Below are 20,289 nucleotides of genomic sequence, written 5' to 3'. Positions count from 1 at the left end.
ATTTGAGGCAACTACGCCTTTGCCATCTTAGGCAACTCCTTTCTTTCTCCTATCTGCTGGCGCCACATGGCATAGTAAAGTCCTTTTTCAGCTACCAACGACTCGTGATTGCCGGTTTCAATGACATTACCCTTTTCCAATACATAGATACGATCGGCATGCATGATGGTAGATAACCTGTGCGCGATCATGATAGTGATGTGCTGTCGCTGTGATGTAATGCCTTTGATGGTCTGAGAGATCTCATCTTCTGTTAATGAATCTAGTGCCGAAGTGGCTTCATCAAAGATCATGAGTCTTGGCTTACGAAGCAATGAGCGCGCTATAGAGATACGCTGGCGCTCTCCACCCGATAACTTCAGTCCACCCTCACCTATCAATGTATCGAGGCCATTTTCTGCACGCGATAACAGGTTCTGGCAAGATGCATTGGTCAATGCTTCGTTGATATCTGCTTCGGAAGCTGATGGATTAACGAACAGCAGGTTTTCCTTTATTGTGCCAGAGAACAACTGCGGATCCTGAGTTACAAGACCCATCTGGTGACGCAATTCTTCATAATCAATATTCTTATCGGTATGACCGTTGTAATAGATATGGCCATTGTTAGGATGGTACAACCCCACCAAAAGCTTTACCAGTGTGGTCTTGCCACTACCCGATGGCCCAACAAATGCAATGGTCTCACCCAACTTCACATCAAACGAAATTCCATCCAATGCAGGACGGCTGGAGCTGTTGTGCTTGAAGGTAACATTGTCAAACTTCACTTCCTGTATCTCATTAATAGCTTCTGGCTGCTCAGGTGTGTATTCCATTGGCTTCTTAAACAGCTCCTGAATGTTATTCAGAGAAGCTTCAGCCTCACGATAGGTCATAATAACACTGCCTATTTCCTGCATTGGCCCGAAGATGAAGAAGGAATAGAAGATAAGTGTAAGGTACTGTCCGGGAGATATTGTGCCCTTATAAATGAAGAACAACAGGCTCATAACAATAGCCTGGCGAAGCAGGTTTACGAACGTACCCTGTATAAAAGATATAGTACGAATGCTACGAACCTTCTTCAGTTCCAGCTTCAATATCTTAATAGTAGTGCTGTTCAGCCTACGGATCTCCTGCTGGGTAAGGCCAAGGCTTTTTACCAATTCAATATTACGTAGCGACTCGGTAGTAGAGCCTGCCAGCGCATTAGTTTCCTTAACAATGGTCTTCTGCACAACCTTGATCTTTTTACTAAGCGCAGACGTAAGCAAACCAAGTACAATCGCTCCGCCCACATATACCAATGGCAATAGCGGGCTAAGGGCAAATGCATATACTATAACAAACACCAAACCAATAATGGTAGGCAGTAACACACCAAAGAATGAGGTGATAAACTTCTCGCAGTCTACACGCACCTTCTGTAAAACAGATAAAGTCTGTCCGCTGCTCTGGTCTTCAAATTCCTGGTAAGGCAGGCGCAGCGCATGACGCAGTCCATCTGTATAGAGTTGTGCACCAAATTTCTGTATGACCACATTCACTACATAGTCCTGGAAGTTTTTGGCAATACGCGATACCATAGCTACACCTATCAACGCAGCAATGAGCAGCAATGCGCCACTCATATAGGTGCTGAGATCGCGGGAGATATGGCCTTCTTTATCTACAGTAAGCGGATGATTGACGTACCTGTCGAGCAGCTTTCCGGCGATCATAGGATCCATTAAAGAAAAGCTCTGGTTAACAGCGGCAAGTAGTATGGCGAGGACTATCATTCCCTTGTAACGGGACAGATAAGACATGAGTAACTTCATAGGGTGTAAAGGTAGTGGGAATGGACGTTTATACAGTTAATAACGGTATTAATATTGTTTATACAAATATTTAAATGGGAGCCAGTAGTATCGAGGTATCGGTAAGTTACAATAACTTACTAGTTCCCACGACCTTCAGGTCAGTGTTATTTAGTTGATCCACCTATAGCATGTAATGACGCCGAAGGTATTGGACGTCTAATTAAGTAAACTTCTCTTGCTAAATGACATTGACTTGAAAGTCGTGGCCACCGATTTCTGATTTAAAATGGATTCCGCATAAGAGAATCGTGGAAAGCGTTTCTGATCATCTATAGTATCCCTTTACTTGAAGCCCTTACTCGTTAACCCCAAACTGCTCCCGCAGCATCTCCCCTACCCGCTTGTCTATGACCAGGGTAAAAGTATCGGCTGATACGTCCTGCAGATCTACCCAATAGGTGCGCTCGTTGGGTACATGGTTGGTAATGACTTCGGGCACCTGCCCTGTAACCAGATAATAGATGCTGATGACCTGTGACTCATCAAAAGCAGAGGCAACAAAGAAGTCGGTGGTGTAAAAGTGCGCCAATACTTTGATATCCATATCCAGCTCTTCTTTCCATTCGCGGATCACACAATCTACCGTGCCCTCGCCATAGTCTAGCCCGCCGCCCGGGAATTTGATGATGGTTCTGGTCTTGATGATCTCCTCATTGACCAGCAGGCGGCCATTATGTATGAGTATTCCGTATACGCGGACGTTGAAGCGTGGTTTCATAATAGGTCTACTGTTTGGTAAAATGAAGCGCTTCGGCAGGATCGTCATGCTTTTGCAGGTCTATTTCTGTAGCAGTATTTACTGTTACATCCCAGTCATCATCAAGGCGCGATAGTGGGTTGCGGTCAAAGTCTATAACAACCTTTTGTACACTACCATCTGTTGTATGATTAAATACACCGGTTTTAACAGTGCCACTGTTGGTGGCGGTTATAACACCGGTAGATGGAAAGGCAAAAACATAATTGTCGAACATGGATTTTTCATCGGAACCATCATGCAAAAAAGAGCTGACCTTCCATGTGCCGGTAGGTGCTGTTACCGGTGTGGGTATTACTATCTTGCTTTCATGGGTACAGCTACCTAATGCCAAAACTGCCAACAGGCAGATAATACCTAATACACGATTCATACTGTAAATTTAAAGGAAAAGAAGTTGCCTACTTTCCTGTCAGAAGATAGCCGACTCATTTGTCTGGTATTCGTAGTCGAAGTAGTAGCGCACCTCGGCTATCAGTTTGTTCCATTTGGGCCACAATATAAGCAGGGGCAGCAAACCATTTACCAATACCCGCAGCGCAGGTGAAGGTACGTAGCCACTCACACGCAGAAAAGTGGTGTCAGGCTTTTGTTTAAGCTTGATGGTAACGCCTATCCATGAGCTTTTTTTAACGTAAAGGTCGGCACCTATCAGTGCAGAATAATCTACCTCATAGCCATATTGCAGAAAATAGCCGGTAAGCGCATCTTTTAGTTGTTCTTTAGTGAGTACCGGATCGTGATTCAATATGATCTTTGCCATGAAAATTTGTGTGGTTTTCGGGCAAAATAAGAGGATACTACACTACTACCTGCTACACAATTATCAGGCGTGACGATCGGGTACATAAGTGTGTAGGAACGACGAAAACATCCCGTAAAATAAAAGTGGAAAATTTTTCTTGTTTACGGAAGTTTTGTTTGGCTTAATTTGGCTGTATGCCTTTACTGATAAGACTTTGCGGCAGTTTTAACAAATTTCACAAAACTTCCACTTTCTTCCACTTTTTTCTACTCACTTCCACTTTTCTCTTCCTGCCTCGTCCCTAAATTGGTTTACACGTTGGTTCAGAATCTTAGTGAAAGCAGGACAGCTTTTCAGTGTAATCGGTTGTAAATTAATGTACAAAATTGTATCCAACAAATAAAGATATCAACAAAATTTGCGTAAAAATCGGCTGTGAGGTGCTGTGGGCAAGGGTTTTAGGTGGGTTATTTTGTGTGGATATGTTTTTTGAGGGGCGTTTTGAGGAAATTTGAAGATTGCTATCCAGGCGAGAGGAAGAATGGAAAGTAGTCGGGAAACAATATAATCCCGAGTTTTTATTGTGTGTGAATCCCCAACCGGCGTAGGCAAGGCAAACCGAATACTTATAAATTTAAATATGCCGGCTGTGATGGAAAAACCACCTACTAAAGTTATACACGGAACATCCCACAAAAAAAGAGTTCCGCAAGCGAAACTCTTTTCAAAAAAATATCAGATATCAACTACAGTAGACCCTTATAACTGCAGGCACTGCTGCCCCCGGTAGTTGTGGTTACTATAGTTATCATTAATGTATCTCTGCTCTGGTCTATGGCCGGTTTAATGTAGGCACCACCACTAATGGTGTATACATTACCACAATTATCGGTCACCACCTGGTTGCCTATGCTGAAATAATCCTTAGCTGCGTTGCTGTTCACTACGCCCTTAATAGTTACTTCTCTCTGGCAGGAATCGTAATTAGCACCAAAAGTAGGGTTAAGCCAACCCATTTTGTAGGTTACATTCACATCATAACTATTGCTACTGGCAGCAATATCAATATGAGAAATATTGAAACCGGAACAATTGTCGGTGATCTTCCAGTCTCCCAGGAACTTAGCATAGTTTGCAGTATCTACCTTTTTAGTACAAGAAAGTACACCCAAAGTAGCAGCACCGGCTATTAAAGTGGCTGCCATTATATTCCTGAAAGTAAATTTAAGCATGTGTTGGTAAGTTTATATTACAGCATACAGCTACATCACCCCTATGAGGTATGTTGCGTATTCCGAAGTCAAATATATTAATGTAATGGTTGCTTTTCAACAAGCTACTCATATTTTTAAATTAAAACTATTAAAAAGATTTTAAAAAGCCAAGTAAAGATGCCGGAAATACGTCTATTGAAGTGTGGTAATTGTGCTAAGGATATTGGCTATCATATGTTTCGACAAATTTTAACTTTTACATTTTTCACAAAATCTTTTAACGGCTGTCCTTTTATTATATTTGCTCTCCTCTTACATAACAGATAATGCGAAGTATTTTTATCAAGGAAATCAATTCATTCTTCAGTTCAATAGTTGGCTACGTGGCCTTATTGGTGTTCCTTGTTGCCTGCGGGCTGTTTTTGTGGGTAATACCCGAGTATAGCATAATGGGCTATGGCTATGCTGCCATGGACCGCTTTTTTGAAATTGCCCCATGGTTGTTGCTGTTGTTAGTGCCGGCTGTTACCATGCGTTCTTTTTCAGATGAGTTCAGATCTGGCACCATTGAGTGGCTGCGCACAAAGCCGGTAACAGATCTGGAGATCATTCTGGGTAAATACCTGGCTACCCTGGCGCTCATAGCCTTTGCATTGCTCCCTACCCTTATTTATGTTTATACCATTGCCAACCTTGCCCTGCCGGATAACAGCCCCGATGCGGCAGCAATTATTGGTTCTTATGCCGGCCTTATGTTCCTTGCTGCGACGTTTGCGGCCGTGGGCGTATTCAGTTCATCACTTACCGGCAACCAGATAGTAGGTTTTCTTGTATCGCTGTTGTCTTGCTACCTGTTATATACAGGTTTTGAGCATCTGAGCCGCTTGCCCGACATGACCGAGGGACTGGATTACTACCTGAGCATGATAGGTATGGAGTTTCACTATAACTCCATCAGCCGCGGCCTGATAGACTCAAGAGACGTTGTTTACTTTTTATCGATCATTACATTATTCATTGCACTTACCCGCTTTTCGCTTAGCAGCAGAACTACAGACGCGGCAAGACAGGCGTAAGACCTTCATAATATGGCTACCAAAAAACAAGGTAAAAATAACAAACGCAGACAGGCTATTGTACGCATAGTATTTATGGCGTTGATACTTATTTGTGTAAACATTCTGGCATCTTATTTCCATAAGGGCATTGACCTTACAAAGGAAAAGCGCTTTACACTATCCAACTCTACCAAAAAGATGCTGCGCAGCATGCCCGAGGTAGCAGTTATCAATGTATACCTGAAAGGCAAACTACCTGCCGACCTGCAGCATGTGCAGGAGTCTGTACGTGAGGAATTATCTACATTTAAAGATGTGGCGGGTAATAAGATCATCTATCGCTTTATAGATCCTTTTGAAGGCAAGAACGAAAATGAGCAAAAGCAAATAGCCCGCGACCTGCAGATGAAAGGCGTGGAACTGATGTCTTTACCAAGCAAAGAAGAAGATGGCTATTCTGTAAAGGTTTGTTTCCCTTATGCCCTCGTACAATATAATGGCCGGGAAATGCCTATTTATCTGCTTGAAAACGCACAAGGCAAGACCCGCTCTGAATTGACCATGTTGTCTGCGGCATTACTGGAATATAAGTTTGCTAGTGCCATCAATATGATGTCTAAAGCTATACAGCCGCGTATTGGTTATCTCTATGGCAATGGCGAAGACATGAGCATTCATTCTGTAGATCTACTCAGTTCTTTGGGTGGCTTATACAAGCTCGACTCATTGAACCTCTCTCACTTGATACACATATCTAATGCATATGAGGCCATAATCATCAATGCACCAACTACTCCATTCTCTGAGCCCGATAAGCTTAAAATAGACCAATATATAATGCGCGGCGGTCATGTGCTATGGGCAGTAAATACCATGAGCGCATCTATGGATAGCTTCTCACATGGCAATCAGAAATTCCTATCGGTAGAAAACGGCCTGAACCTGGATGATATGTTGTTCAAGTACGGTGCCCGTATCAACAATGATCTTATTGAAGATAAACAATGCGTGCCTATCCCCATAATGGCTACCACCGGCAAGCCGGAGCTGCACGACTGGGTTTATTTCCCCCGCATCAACCCTACTTCAGAGCACCCTATCGTCCGTAATATGGACTTCATCATTGGTGGATTTACCAATAGTATCGATACCATAAGTGCTGCTGCCATCAAAAGCACGGTGTTGCTGGAAACGTCCAAGTACAGCCGCACATCATCTTCACCGGTTACAGTGAGCTTTGCGAAGATCAACTATCCCGGCCGCATGGAAAACTTCAACAGGCCTTACAGGCCGGTTGCAGTATTGCTGGAAGGTAAGTTTGTGTCTTTGTACAAAAACAGGCTGGCAAGGGCTTACCTGGCCACGCTTGATTCACTTCACGAACCATTCCAGCCACAGTGCGATAGCCCCGGCAGCATGATCGTTACCTCTATTGGCAACATTTTTCAGAACGATTTTTCTACCAAAGATGGTCCGATGCAATTGGGCTACTATAAATACACTGCAGAGCACTTTGCCAATCGCGATTTCTTACTGAATGCCATAGAATATCTTACCGATCACTCAGGCATACTGGAAGCTCGTTCTAAAGACGTGAAGATGCGCCTGTTGGACAAAGGCCGTGCAATAGAAGAAAAGACACAATGGCAATGGATCAATGTGACCATACCTATAGCACTAGTACTTATGTTCGCATCGTTTTACCTGTTCATGAGAAAGCGCAGGTATGAAGTAAAAAAGACTATTAAACCAACCACCAATGGCTAAGACCCTCATATATTTCGTAATACTTGCCGTACTGGGTACCAGTATCTACTTCTTCATATTTAAGAAGGAAGATAACCCATATGGCGCCAAGGAGGCGGGATTTACAGTACCAGACACTGCAGCTGTATACAAAATATTCATTGCCACCAATGACAATGAATCTATAACTGCTGAACGCAAGGATGGCGTGTGGATGCTGAATGGCACCATGCGCGCGCTACCAAGTATGGTAGACCTTATACTGCTTACGGTACATAATCAGGAACCGCTCTACCCCGTAACTAAGAACGCTTATGAAGAAGCGGTGAAGAACATGGCTGCTGAAGGTATTAAGGTAGAATTGTATGACAAGAACAATAAAAAAATAACTGTATTCTATGTGGGCGGAGTCTCGGCCAACGGCGGCGGCACTAATATGCTGATTGAAGGTGCTAAAATGCCCTATGTGGTGCAGACTCCGGGCTTTTCCGGTAGCCTTAGATCAAGGTTCTCCACAAGAGTTTCTGACTGGAGAGACAGAACAGTATTTAATGTCCCTGCTTCCGACCTGAAATCGGTATCTGTACAATACGACGGAAAACCCATCAATTCATTTGTCTTCACCAAGACACAGGACAAATTTACCGTAATCGGCGAACCGGCTGTAACAACAGGTATGGGACCGCTAAACGAAGGCAGGGCCAAAGGTTACAGCACCTACTTCACCAACATTAATTGTGAAGGATATATGAATGGTATAACAGGATTGGACAGCATCATTAAGAATGCGACTAAGATGTCTACCATAGACATTGAAACCATAAAAGGCGAAAAGCAACATGCCGATATTTACTGGATGCCGGTAAACAAACGCAGTAAGAACAAGTTGACGAGCGACGAAGAAGTACCCAACGAATATGACGCAGACCGCATGTATGCTGTAATAAACGGAGGTAAAGACACTGCACTGATACAGACACTTACATTCTTTAAACTACTGCGTAAGTCATACGAATTCTACCAGAAGGATATTCCCCGCCAGGCACAAAGCAATACGTTACAGCCTGGTATGATCAAAAAATAAGACGCAATCTGAATGTATAATACTAATAAAGGTGAGCAACTGTTTTGCTCACCTTTATTAGTTAAGATAAATAGCTCATGTAGTAAGGGCTTTACTACAACCTTATTTTCACCCCGCCATTTACTACAAAACCATCAAGGGGTGCATAGATATCGCGGAATACCGGGCGGGTGATCGTGCCGGTATAGATGGTCTCAAATTTGGTCTGCCTTACGTCAAGGAAATTCTCAAAGTTGATGTACAGCGAAAAGTGTTTCCACAGCCGCTCAGCCATAAAACCCATCAACCAGTAGTCACGGCCTTTGGTGCCATCGCTTAGCTTCTGCGGACTAAAGTAATACGCCTCAAGGCCCAGCTTTATTTTATCTTCTACCTCATATACCAATACTGAGTTGATACGATTCCGACAAGTAAGCGGATTAGCTATGATGACACTATTGGTGTGCACACCGGCATCGGTATAGGTATAACCAAGGAATAGCTTAAAGTCTTTATACCCCAGTTTTATATTACTTTCCATACCCTTGGCATCTACATGATCTGTAAGGTTCTGGAACTGGTAGAAATTGACGTATTGAGTGATGTTACCTGCAATAGCCACCAGCGAAAGCGGATCTTTAAGATAGGTATAATAGAACAGGTGATTGACACTTAATGACACCTTTCCCTTTAAAATGCTGGTGCGGTAATTCAGGTCCCAATTGGCACCATAGCTATGCTCCACTTTATTTATAGAAGGATTGAGCGACAATACGTTGCGGTATTCTACCTTCTCACTTTCTTCAGTAAATAGCGTTGGTGCTTTGTAACCAAAACCACCACCAAGGCGAGAGCTGAACTTATAGCCGGCCTTGTACAGGATAGACACTCTTGGCAGTAGTGATGCACCATAATTATTCACATAGTCGTAGCGCAATCCACTTTCTACAAACAGCGATTTGTTAACCTTCCAGGTATTCTGAACGAATACACCAACGGTATTCTGTATATAATTTCTTTTGCTGATCACGGTATGTTCCACTTCCGAAAAACCATCGGTAAGGAAATTACCACCAGCTACCCACTCAAAATTTTCCGTATGATGCGCATAGTTTACCTCAGAATAGATGCTGTTCTGCGCACCATCAAATGTGTAGCCCGGAGAAGTGATCAACCTGTCGAAGAAGCTGTAACTGTTCTTTATCGTTAGCTGGCTCTTATCGCTGAACTCGTGCACCAGCGAAAACTGTGTGCTGAAACGCTTCGTCTTATTGCTTTCATAAAAACTATTAAGGCTATCACCCTCCCCTCTTATGTATTTTACATCTCCCCCAATGCGATCTTCCACACACACGTTTACCCCCGCTACAATGGTTGTTTTCTTAGATAGGTAGAAAAACAACTTAGGGTTTACTGTATATCGTTCATAACGGGGGATTGCAGTAAGACCAATACCCGCGGGATCATAAAGGCTGCTGCTATTGCTGGCGGCAAATACCGTTATACCAACTTTGCCAAACTTCTTACCGTAAAATGCATTAATGTCCAGGCCACCGGCACTGGTACCATTAATATGAAAGCGCAATTCTCTTTCTTCTTTAGGTGTCTTGGATATAAGATTGACCAAGCCCGCTATAGCGCCACCGCCATATAATGTAGATGCAGAACCTTTGATCACTTCTACCTGCTTCAGATCGAGCGGTGGTGTTTGTAGCAACCCCAATCCACTGGCGGCACCGGTGTATAGCGGGAAGCCGTCCTTAAGTATCTGCGTATAGCGCCCATCAAGCCCCTGTATACGAATAGATGAATTGGCTGATGTGGCTGATGTTTGCTGTGTTTGAATACCGGTACTCTCTGCTAGTAACATGCGTATATCACCCGGTTTCATATTAGCCTTTTCTTCCAGTTCCTCACCTGCTATCAGCTCTACCCTTGTAGGCATATCTGCTATGGTGCGTGAACTACGCGTAGAGCTTACAGACACCTCTTCCAGTTCGTCGTCGGCAGCAGATTCCATAACTAAGGTAATCGTATCTGTAACTGCAAGCGGAAAATCCATGGAATCTATGCGCTCCTTAAAACCAACGTACTTGCATACAATTGCCTGCTTACCGGCCGGCACACCTGTTAGTACCGCAACCCCATCAATATCGGCATTACACCCTATAGACGTACCTGCCACATGCACTATAGTGCCGGGCAGCACTTCATTGTTTTTTTTATCTTTTATTTTAGCAACAAATGATACCTGGGCATATCCTGTAAAAGGTAGCCCCGCAATTATCACTGCTGTTAGTATTCGTCTCATAGATTATAGTTAAAGATGACAAAACAGATCAGGGCATCATTGCTGACGCCTGTAAAAAAACTGAACGGTTATATCATACAGGGTGGTCGGAGTATGTCTATAGCAATATCTTTAGCTGCACCGGCTACATAATGAAACCGGGGCTGCTCAGTTAAATAAAAAATGGATATACTATCTGCCAGATCAAGCGTTGCTATGGCAGGGTTGCTGTGGCAGCAACTACAGGAGCAGAACGGCGTACATTGTTTTTTATGGTCGGTATCCTTATGCTCATTATGCTGTGTTGTGTTTTCCACTTTAAGGTCGTCACATACCACACCATCGGCACAGGGTACTATGCCGAGGAAAAGAATGTATAAACCGAAAAGTAACACAAGCCACCTCATAACAACAAATATAAGTAGTTGTGTTCAATTAAATTACGACCGGAGACCCGCTAAATAATTATCTTTACAAGTACGGTTTAGCACCGCAACACAGTTTACCATGTAACGATCTTAATATGCATCCCTACGAAATTTTCGTATTTATTATTTGTCTCACCGCTACCTTTTCATACATTAACCACAGGTATATAAAATGGCCGCCTACTATTGGCATTATGGCCTTGTCGCTTTGCGTCTCGGTATTAATGCTTATTTCCGCTAAGATATTTCCCGGCTATTCTATTGGCTTTATCAATATCATTTCGTCCATCGACTTTCACTATCTGCTAATGAATGGCATGCTCAGCTTTCTGTTATTTGCCGGAGCTATTCATATTGATGCAGGCAGCCTGAAGAAAGAAAGGATCCCCATCATTACCCTGTCGACCATCGGAATACTTATTTCTACCTTTCTTATAGGTACACTGCTCTTTTACTTATTCCCGTTATTCTTGCTGAATATCAAATACATCTATTGCCTGCTGTTCGCTGCACTTATCTCCCCCACCGACCCTATAGCAGTGCTGGCAATATTGAAAAAAGCAGGCATACAAAAATCTCTGGAGCTCAAAATAGCAGGTGAATCTCTGTTTAATGATGGCGTGGCAGTAGTGGTGTTCATAACAATATTGGAGGTAGCCCAAACAGGCCTTGATAAATTGACAGTCACAGATATATCACTACTATTTATGCGGGAAGCAGGAGGTGGACTGTTGTATGGATTGCTGCTCGGCTATCTGGGTATTGGCATTATTAAGTCGATTGATAAATATGAAGTAGAAGTTCTTATAAGTATAGCCCTGGTAATGGGTGGTTACTTGCTGGCCGACAAGCTGCATATTTCAGGTCCTTTGGCAATGGTAGTGGCCGGCATTGTAATGGGCAACAAAGGCAGGGAAAGCGGCCTTTCGGATGTTACGATGGATTACTTCAACAAATTCTGGGAGCTGACCGATGAGATGATGAACGCAGCTCTGTTCCTGTTGGTTGGGTTTGAGATGCTGGTAGTGAAGGTGAATCCGATCATTCTGGTGGTCGGGTGGATTAGTATAGGTATCGTTTTATTAAGCAGATGGGTATCTGTATTTATACCGGTGAAAATGCTGGGCCGTACCATAAATTTTGAAAAAAACGCAGTAGCCATACTTACGTGGGGCGGCTTAAGAGGTGGATTGTCTATTGCCCTGGCACTATCTCTACCCGAAAACATGCATAGAGATCTGTTTGTGTCTATTACCTATATGGTGGTCATATTTTCAATAATAGTGCAGGGCCTTACTATAGGAAAACTGTATAAGGTGCTGTCTGGTCGCAAGTAGCCGTCGAACATATTTGCAAATAAATATACTCCACTTCAAATACGCTTCACAACATCCTGATCCACCGATCATTAGCACAACTTATCCACAATTTTGTGAATATCTTTATTTTATTACCTCATTTTCTGACATTAATTTGCACCCAAAATGGGCATTTGCCCGCCGTTCTTTGACATCTATGACCCCGTCACACCCACAATCGTACGGGCTAAACATCCCAAATTGGTCCTCGTTTTTAACGAGAATCCAACGGCAGGGCGTTTGTAACGCCCGTTACTTGGCTTGCCACTTTCAATAAAAAAAGTGGCAGAAAGTGGCAGAAAGTAGCAGAAAGTGGCAGCATGTGGCAATTTGTTAAAATCCCCTAAAACCCCTTACTGGCAACGAATACAGCAAAAATAGCCTACACAAAACTGCCACTTTTACGAAAAACTGCCACTTTTCAAAAAAGCAACGCTAAATTTCAAACTTTTCTCCTTCAAACCTTCCATCAGGCTAATTATGACCGCCTGTCGGCGGGGAGGATGCAGACAAGAACAAAAACCACCCAACATTCTCCATTCAATCCCCTTTTCACTACATTTGCTCTACTAAAAACCACGTTACTTTGAATTATAAGTTATTGACCTGCATATATTTATGTGTGTTCAATTTTCTGGCAAGTGCTGCCGCAACAAAAGAAATTGACGAAACTTTCATAAAAAAACACCTCCAGACACAAGTCTATCCTATAGACCCAGATGCTGCGGCGGTAGTGTTGTACGAAAAAACAGACATCGAGTTATCCTATCTCAATAACGCCCTCACAAAGGTATACACCTATCATAAACTAGTAAAAATTCTCAAGGCCAGTGCCTTCAGCGAAGCTAATGTACATATATTCTATAGCGACAATTTTTTTGGGCGGGTAGAAAAGGTTAGGGGCTACACTCATCATCTAAACGGCGATGCCTTAGTGACGGAAGAGATAGACCGTAGGGACTTGTTGAAAAAGGATGTATCTGAAAATGTAAATTCCGTGAGCTTTACACTTCCATCGGTAAAGGAAGGGTGCGTAATTGAATATTCTTATGATATCCGCTCTAATTATAAACAGACAGTTTTAACCTGGGATGTACAGGATGAATATCCCAAACTGGAGAGTAGCTTTAACATTACCTACCCTACCAATATTGAGTTTACATCAATAACGCACGTGGGCATGGCATGCAAATCTTATAAAGAAGAAGAGGACGCTGAAAATGCGGCAGACAATTTTGCATGTGTACGCACGATAAACAGAGCTAATCAGAGTTCGTATTGGATACGAAGAAACATTGCTGCCGAAAAAGAAGAGGCATTTGTGCAAAACAAACATAACAATGCCGAGCGCCTGGAAATGCAAATGACCGGCATCAACACGCCCACAACCATTATGCACTTTAATAATTCGTGGGACAAGATCAATGATGAACTGTGGGAGCGACAGAAATATAAAGACATGCTTTTCGGCATCAACGACTTCTTCGACAAAGCCCTCGATTCTTTACTCACCCCGGCAATGTCTGCGAAAGGTAAGACCGCCGCTATATATAAATATGTAAGAGCACATTATCACTGCTCCAAAAAAATGGGGCGCATCTCTAACACAAATCTCAGGAAGCTGGAACATACGTCAGAAGTAAATGTAGCCGAGATCAACGCTCTGCTTACAGCAATGCTCATAAGAGCAAAGTTGCCGGCAGCAATGATACTGATGAGTACAACGGCATCAGTATCTCCAACAGAAACATTCCCGGTGCTAGACCGTATCAATTATATGGCTTGTGTGGTAATGGCCGACACTGAGCAAATATTACTCGATGCCAGTGATCCTAACAATATATTCGGCATACTGCCAACTTACTGTTACAATGGATTTTCATGGATACTGGGCAACAAAGGACAGGGAGTAAACCTTACCCCGGACCTCATAAAGAATAAGAATACCTATAATTTTAAGATCAACGAATTTACAGATTCAACTGCCCGGCTGGAGATCACTAAAAAAACAGGGCTACTTCACTCGGTGGCATACAGAAAGGCATGGGTGAAGAACAAGGAACAGAAACAAAAGGATATTGACTACATAAAAGATCACCTACCGGGAAATATCACCGTATTGGAAAGCCATGTTGACAATCAGGACAACCCGGATACCAATCTGATAATGAAGTATACCTGCATAATGGACCTGGGAAAAGAGCCAACCACATTTATTAATACCAACATCATTAAGGTATACGAGTCCAACCCATTTAAAGCAGGCGAACGTAAAGCCCCTATCGAATTCCCATATAAGAGCGAATACGCCTTCTTTACCAGCATCACCCTACCACCCGAGATGGAGCCCGATACACTTGCCCAGCCAACCGCTATCAGCTACAACAATGGCGAAATTTATTACAGGAAAATGATGGGCTATATCCCTGATATTCACTTGCTCACCGTCAATAGCAGCTTTGAAATTAATGCTACCAGTTACGAAAGTGAATGGAACACTACGATAAGAGAATTTTTTCAAAAAATGATCGATAACAGTAATGAGATGATAGCTATAAAAAAACAATTAAGAAATAAAACCGGAGCCAAACACTGAGTTTTACTACATACCTCAATATCCATTTTACGAATTTATAAAATATCTTGTTGCTTTGAATTATAGAAAATTATACAACCTCTTCTTATGCGCTTTCCTGCTTACCAGTGGCGTAGCAACGTCAAAGGAATTTGATCATGATTTTTTAAAAAAGCATTTAAATACCACCGGCTATGCTATAGATTCGGGTGCAAGTGCCGTAGTACTATATGAGAATACCTATATAGATCTGGCTTATAATAATGGTGGCCTGGGTAAAAGGCACCTTGTACACAAACTTATTAAAATACTTAAAGCAGAAGCGCTGGACGCAGCCAATGTGCACGTATGGTATACCGACAAGGATGCAGTGCAGTTAAACAAAATAAAAGGATACACTTACAACCTGCAGGATGGGAAATTAATAACATCAACGCTGGCAAAGCAGGAACTCGTTAAAAAAGATGTATCTAAAACGGTCAATTCAGTCAATTTCACAATGCCCGATGTGAAAGTAGGCTCTCTTATTGAATACAGTTATGAGACTTATTCCAATGATATCCGTGTTAGTTATACCTGGCTGCCGCAAGGTCCGTATCCGGTTTTGGAAAACATTTTCAGTATCAACTATCCGCTGAATATGGAATTTACTTCCATCTCACACATAGGGCTGAAAGACAAAAGATACATGACGGAAGAAGAGGCAATGAAAAGCACAGATGATTTCGCCTATGTATGCAGGGAATATGCTTACAGCCGCAGATCATTCTGGGTAAGAAGGAATGTTGAAAAGGTTACAGACGAAACATTTGTACGCAACAAATACAACATGTCTGAGCGGCTTGAAATGCAGCTAACCGGTGTTGCGGCAGGCATCGGCGTACGCCATTTCTATAATTCCTGGGATAAGATCAATAGGTCGTTCTGGATAGACCTGGGATACAGAGACATGCTCAACGGAGACAACAGCCTTTTAGACAAAACTATTAATTCTATCACTAAACCCGGAATGACGGAAACAGAAATAGCGACTGCAATTTACAAGTATGTAAGAGATCACTACAAATGTAGAGGGAGTGCGTCAGGACTTTCAACCAGCAACCTGGGTAAGCTGGCAGATGCGAAGGATTTGAACCAATGGGAAATGAACATGCTACTGACCGCTATGCTGGTAAGAGCAAAGCTGCCGGCCTCGCTAGTACTGCTGGGCACCGCCGGCTATGTGTCGCCTACCGAAGCGTTCCCATTAATTGACCGTATCAACTACATGGTTTGCCAGATAAAGATAGATAGTCAATACTTATACCTGGATGCGAGCAACAAGTATAACGTATTTGGCTCATTGCCCTCCTTTTGCTACAATGGCTTTTCATGGGTGTTGGCAGACACAGGCCATGGTATTCAACTTACCAGCGACCATATTAAAAACAAAACAGTGTATAACTTCAAACTCTACGATTTTACCGACTCAACCGCAAAGATCGATATAACCAGAAAAATGGGAACTATCGCCTCTGCCAATTACAGGAGATCATGGGCAGAAGATAAAGAACAAAAAACAATAGATCTTGATGCCTTAAAAGACAGATTGCCGGGCGACATTGCCGTGCAGGAAAAACATATAGAAAATGAAGACAACCCTGACACTACCCTGGTAATGAAATACTCGTGCATCATTAATTTCAACAAAAATGAGCCGCTGTTTCTTAATACCAATCTGATAAAAATATACGAGAACAATCCCTTCAAAGTTGCAGAACGAAGGTCGCCTATAGAATTCAACTACAAAAGCGAATATGTGTTGTATACCAATATCACGCTCCCCGTTAACATGGAGCCGGACACGCTGTCTGAACCTATGGCTATACAGTATCACAACGGAGACCTGTACTACAAGAAGATCATGAGTTATCTGCCTGACCTGCATATACTTACCATTAACACAAGTTTCAATATCAACACTACTACTTACGGAGCCGAAGAGTATTCTTCATTGAAGGAATTTTTCCAGAAGATGATAGACGATACAAATGAAATGCTGGCAATAAAAAAAACAAAAAAATAATGAACCGTTATATCACTACATGCCTGTTACTCATATCGCTATTTATTTCGCCGGCTTATGCTCAGCAAGATAGCCTGGCCGCAGGTAAGATACCAGCCGCATTACTCAATGGTGCAAACGCTGTCTTGCGCTACACTGCTACCGATATAGATATTATTACACCTACAGACATCTTTGTTACATACGACTACACCATAACGGTATTGAATGAAAAAGGAAGCCATTACGCCGAGATAGACCAACGTTATGACAAGCTGATTTCGGTAAGATCGATAGAAGGTACATTGTATGATAAGAACGGTTTGGAAATAAGCACGCTGAAAAAGAAGATGATTAAAGATTTCATGGGCAGCACAAGTGCCTTTTTTGACGATGAACGCTCTAAAAAATTCCAGTTCACTACCACAGAATACCCTTACACCTGCAATTATACAATTGTCAGGCACTACTTGACCTCATTCAATTTACCATCCTGGATTCCACAGATAGGGCCCGATGTATCGGTGGAACATGCTACTGTTACCGTCACCTACCCCGCACAAATGGCGATGCAGCACAAAGAATACAGAACTAACAACAAACCGGTTTTAACTACCGATGGCGGACGGAAGCATCTTACCTTGAACGTAAACTCGATACCTGCATTTAAGATGCCAGATGAACTTACGCCAATTGAAATTTTTTACGCTCCCGCAATGGTGTTTTTACCTCAAAAAGTCACTGTTGGCGAATTTTCAGGCGAGATCTCTACATGGAATAAATTTGGCGCATTTGTCTACGATCTGAACAGTGAACGGGATGATTTGGATCAAACAACTGTGGCCTACGTGCATAAACTTACCGACACATGCGCTTCGGCCGCAGCCAAAGTAAGAGTACTTTATGAATATTTGCAGCAAAATACGCGTTACGTAAATATATCACTGGGCATAGGTGGCTGGCAGGTGCACAATGCCTCATTTGTTGCCGGCAATGGCTATGGCGATTGTAAAGACCTAAGCAACTATATGAAGGCAATGCTGAATGTGGTCGGCGTACCCTCCTATATGGCTTTGATATACGGTGGAGAACATTATGCAAGAAGACTGGACGACAGCTTTCCCTTCCAGGTTTTCAATCATGCTATACTTTGTGTTCCGGGCGTAAACGATACTACGTGGCTCGACTGCACCAGTAAAACAGATGTATCTTCCTATTTATCAGACTTCACCAATAACAGAAAAGCCTTGCTGCTTACTCCCACAGGAGGCTATGTGGTAAAAACACCAAAATACGACCATTCACTAAGCAAGATCGCACGCTGTGCAAGAATAAATATTAATGAAAAGGATGAATTTACAGGTAGCTTAAACACTTATCATAGCGGCAGCTATTGGGCCGCCGCACGCCGGGTGCTGGACAATGGTAAAGAATCGAACGACAAATACTATAGCAGCAAATTTGCCATGAGCACCTACACTGTAAATAACTATAATTTCACATCGGGGGAGGATAATGGCATACCCAATATCCGCGAACATATCGATCTTTCCGGTAGCGGTTTTGTATCGCACGGGGGCAACAGGCTTTTTATTTCACCACGTGTATTTTCATTCTTTGTTGCCAATCCCAACAATTACGAAGACAATAAAGAAGCATTCGAAACGGCATTTGATGGTGACTGTGACGATACCACGATCATTAACCTCACCGGCACCTACGAAGCGGAAAGACTACCGGCCGAGATAAACATAGAGCTACCATCTGGCAACTATCATGCAAAAACTACTTTTGAAGACGGGCATATAATCAAGATCATCGTTCATTGCACCGAGATCAGTGGCGTGTACCCGGGCACAATATATGCTGACTATAAAAAATTAAGCAAAGCAATAAAATTGAATCAGGCATACGATAAGATCATACTCAAAAAGAAAAATTAGCAGGACAAACTCGTTCTACAACTGATCTACATCTGTAACTTTATTGGTATAATCTTTAATGCCATGCAAAGCAAACTAAGCTATTACTTTCTGCTGTTTTTGTGTATCACTTTCACTGCCCCGGCAAATGCCGGAGACAGAAAAACATGCAATAGCGATGCACCCGGCGAGAACATATACAAGCACTACACCGGCACCATAGGTGGAAAGAATGTAGTGCTTGACCTGCGCTATGGCTTTTGTGGCGCATCTAACTACGGTGGCAGCTACCTCTATTTTACCGAAGGCAACGAAACAAAATGCCTGGCCATATACGAACCCAAAAGCTTTGCGCACACTGCAGAACTGCATGCAGAGGAACGGACTGTAAACTATCGCTGGGGTAATCCTGAAGAAGTTGTCTTCCCATCGTGGACCTTTGTGATCAAAGACAATCGCCTTACCGGCAAGTGGACCAGTGCAGATAAAAAAACGACTGCGGAGATAGATCTAGTTGAGGACTACAGCAAGGCAACAAGGCTGGACATGATCAGTTACCGCGATAGTGCAACGACCATGCAACCCGGTCGGCCAATGCGAACTGCCTACTTTTACTACCTAGGTGTAAAGCCCACTGCTAATGCCACCAAAGCAGCTGCCTATCTGATAAATGGCGAAATACTAAAACTGACAGAGACGGACCAGCAAAGGGTAACTGATATGCAGATAATGCCTGCAAGAATAGCACAACAGCGCTTTGGAGAGTTTACCACCGCATACGGACTTATGCCCGAAGATACATCCAGAGCCGAATGGCATAGACGAGATTTCAGCTATTCCGCTTTACTATTTCCAGTTTATAACGACAATGGATTGTTGTCTTTAGAGCTGGTAAATACCGGCAAGAAACCATCCCGATATGTGTGCATTAGTCTTGGGACAAATAAAAGCCTGAAGCTGGCTGACATTGTAACGACTAACAATGGCATACTAAAGGCACTGATAATAAAGGAATATAAGAACACTGCCGACACTGAAACTTTGAAGGCTTTCCCGGTATCAAATATAGAAGTACCTGAAAATTTTATGTTTACAGGTAAGGGCATTATTTTCTGCTACCCATATGACACCGGCAAAGGATATACCGCCGAAGCCAGAGTATTTCTCTCATTTAAGCAACTGGGCACTACCATGAAAAAGGAATTCAGAATGTTGATGGGTAGTAATTGACATTGGTCAACTGGA

The 20,289-nt window shown here is 42.7% G+C and carries 15 protein-coding genes; 8 read left to right on the top strand and 7 right to left on the bottom strand.

Annotation, left to right across the window (positions count from 1 at the left end):
- Positions 1-11: 11 nt before the first annotated feature.
- The 5 genes from CJD36_RS01670 to CJD36_RS01650 all read right to left on the bottom strand — a co-directional run bounded on the left by CJD36_RS01670 (position 12) and on the right by CJD36_RS01650 (position 4,578).
- Complete coding sequence (locus tag CJD36_RS01670; RefSeq protein WP_105037368.1) at positions 12-1,802, bottom strand: ABC transporter ATP-binding protein; 1,791 nt, start codon at positions 1,800-1,802, stop codon at positions 12-14.
- A 337-nt stretch (positions 1,803-2,139) separates the two neighbouring features.
- Positions 2,140-2,562 (bottom strand): NUDIX domain-containing protein, encoded by a 423-nt coding sequence (locus CJD36_RS01665; protein WP_161499169.1) that lies wholly within the window; start codon positions 2,560-2,562, stop codon positions 2,140-2,142.
- A gap of 7 nt (positions 2,563-2,569) precedes the next feature.
- A complete protein-coding gene (locus tag CJD36_RS01660) occupies positions 2,570-2,974 on the bottom strand; it encodes a hypothetical protein (RefSeq protein ID WP_105037366.1) in 405 nt (134 codons plus the stop codon).
- Between the two features lie 39 nt (positions 2,975-3,013).
- Positions 3,014-3,364 (bottom strand): hypothetical protein, encoded by a 351-nt coding sequence (locus CJD36_RS01655; protein ID WP_105037365.1) that lies wholly within the window; start codon positions 3,362-3,364, stop codon positions 3,014-3,016.
- Between the two features lie 728 nt (positions 3,365-4,092).
- Entirely contained in the window at positions 4,093-4,578 is a 486-nt protein-coding gene (locus CJD36_RS01650; RefSeq protein WP_133162440.1) for a hypothetical protein, read from the bottom strand.
- Positions 4,579-4,886: 308 nt separating this feature from the next.
- On the opposite strand from CJD36_RS01650, the gene gldF reads away from it, so the two are divergent.
- From gldF to CJD36_RS01635, 3 genes are read left to right on the top strand one after another with little or no spacing between them, the layout of a single operon-like run.
- Positions 4,887-5,636, top strand: a complete 750-nt coding sequence (gene gldF / locus CJD36_RS01645) for a gliding motility-associated ABC transporter permease subunit GldF (protein ID WP_105037363.1) — start codon at positions 4,887-4,889, stop codon at positions 5,634-5,636.
- A gap of 12 nt (positions 5,637-5,648) precedes the next feature.
- Positions 5,649-7,385, top strand: a complete 1,737-nt coding sequence (gene gldG, locus CJD36_RS01640) for a gliding motility-associated ABC transporter substrate-binding protein GldG (protein ID WP_105037362.1) — start codon at positions 5,649-5,651, stop codon at positions 7,383-7,385.
- A complete protein-coding gene (locus tag CJD36_RS01635; protein ID WP_105037361.1) occupies positions 7,378-8,448 on the top strand; it encodes a DUF4340 domain-containing protein in 1,071 nt (356 codons plus the stop codon). Before gldG ends, CJD36_RS01635 begins: the two co-directional genes overlap by 8 nt.
- Positions 8,449-8,542: 94 nt before the next feature.
- Here the strand turns inward: CJD36_RS01635 and CJD36_RS01630 are convergent, their stop codons facing one another.
- Complete coding sequence (locus tag CJD36_RS01630; RefSeq protein ID WP_105037360.1) at positions 8,543-10,738, bottom strand: TonB-dependent receptor; 2,196 nt, start codon at positions 10,736-10,738, stop codon at positions 8,543-8,545.
- Positions 10,739-10,806: 68 nt separating this feature from the next.
- On the bottom strand, positions 10,807-11,124 hold the full coding sequence (locus CJD36_RS01625; protein WP_105037359.1) for a DUF6660 family protein: 318 nt from the start codon (positions 11,122-11,124) through the stop codon (positions 10,807-10,809).
- Between the two features lie 116 nt (positions 11,125-11,240).
- Here CJD36_RS01625 and CJD36_RS01620 point away from each other — a divergent pair, with 116 nt between their 5' ends.
- The 5 genes from CJD36_RS01620 to CJD36_RS01600 all read left to right on the top strand — a co-directional run bounded on the left by CJD36_RS01620 (position 11,241) and on the right by CJD36_RS01600 (position 20,274).
- Positions 11,241-12,482, top strand: a complete 1,242-nt coding sequence (locus CJD36_RS01620) for a cation:proton antiporter (RefSeq protein ID WP_105037358.1) — start codon at positions 11,241-11,243, stop codon at positions 12,480-12,482.
- Between the two features lie 643 nt (positions 12,483-13,125).
- Positions 13,126-15,099, top strand: coding sequence for a DUF3857 domain-containing protein (locus CJD36_RS01615; protein WP_161499168.1), 1,974 nt, complete (start codon positions 13,126-13,128; stop codon positions 15,097-15,099).
- Between the two features lie 55 nt (positions 15,100-15,154).
- Complete coding sequence (locus CJD36_RS01610) at positions 15,155-17,143, top strand: DUF3857 domain-containing protein (RefSeq protein ID WP_161499167.1); 1,989 nt, start codon at positions 15,155-15,157, stop codon at positions 17,141-17,143.
- Positions 17,143-19,065 carry a DUF3857 domain-containing protein gene (locus CJD36_RS01605; RefSeq protein WP_105037355.1) on the top strand — a complete coding sequence of 641 codons (1,923 nt, stop codon included), beginning with the start codon at positions 17,143-17,145 and terminating at the stop codon, positions 19,063-19,065. Before CJD36_RS01610 ends, CJD36_RS01605 begins: the two co-directional genes overlap by 1 nt.
- A 63-nt stretch (positions 19,066-19,128) precedes the next feature.
- Positions 19,129-20,274 carry a DUF3298 domain-containing protein gene (locus tag CJD36_RS01600; protein WP_105037354.1) on the top strand — a complete coding sequence of 382 codons (1,146 nt, stop codon included), beginning with the start codon at positions 19,129-19,131 and terminating at the stop codon, positions 20,272-20,274.
- The last annotated feature ends 15 nt before the right edge of the window (positions 20,275-20,289 follow it).

This window comes from Flavipsychrobacter stenotrophus, from assembly GCF_002954265.1.
Taxonomy (GTDB): Bacteria; Bacteroidota; Bacteroidia; order Chitinophagales; family Chitinophagaceae; genus Flavipsychrobacter; species Flavipsychrobacter stenotrophus.
The sequence above is the reverse complement of the archived record's forward strand: the minus strand, read 5'-3'. Positions and strand labels throughout refer to the sequence as shown.

Coding starts and splice junctions, on each gene's coding strand:
- CJD36_RS01670 (WP_105037368.1), bottom strand. CDS start 1,802: ATGAAGTTACTCATGTCTTATCTGTCCCGTTACAAGGGAATGATAGTC.
- CJD36_RS01665 (WP_161499169.1), bottom strand. CDS start 2,562: ATGAAACCACGCTTCAACGTCCGCGTATACGGAATACTCATACATAAT.
- CJD36_RS01660 (WP_105037366.1), bottom strand. CDS start 2,974: ATGAATCGTGTATTAGGTATTATCTGCCTGTTGGCAGTTTTGGCATTA.
- CJD36_RS01655 (WP_105037365.1), bottom strand. CDS start 3,364: ATGGCAAAGATCATATTGAATCACGATCCGGTACTCACTAAAGAACAA.
- CJD36_RS01650 (WP_133162440.1), bottom strand. CDS start 4,578: ATGCTTAAATTTACTTTCAGGAATATAATGGCAGCCACTTTAATAGCC.
- gldF (WP_105037363.1), top strand. CDS start 4,887: ATGCGAAGTATTTTTATCAAGGAAATCAATTCATTCTTCAGTTCAATA.
- gldG (WP_105037362.1), top strand. CDS start 5,649: ATGGCTACCAAAAAACAAGGTAAAAATAACAAACGCAGACAGGCTATT.
- CJD36_RS01635 (WP_105037361.1), top strand. CDS start 7,378: ATGGCTAAGACCCTCATATATTTCGTAATACTTGCCGTACTGGGTACC.
- CJD36_RS01630 (WP_105037360.1), bottom strand. CDS start 10,738: ATGAGACGAATACTAACAGCAGTGATAATTGCGGGGCTACCTTTTACA.
- CJD36_RS01625 (WP_105037359.1), bottom strand. CDS start 11,124: ATGAGGTGGCTTGTGTTACTTTTCGGTTTATACATTCTTTTCCTCGGC.
- CJD36_RS01620 (WP_105037358.1), top strand. CDS start 11,241: ATGCATCCCTACGAAATTTTCGTATTTATTATTTGTCTCACCGCTACC.
- CJD36_RS01605 (WP_105037355.1), top strand. CDS start 17,143: ATGAACCGTTATATCACTACATGCCTGTTACTCATATCGCTATTTATT.
- CJD36_RS01600 (WP_105037354.1), top strand. CDS start 19,129: ATGCAAAGCAAACTAAGCTATTACTTTCTGCTGTTTTTGTGTATCACT.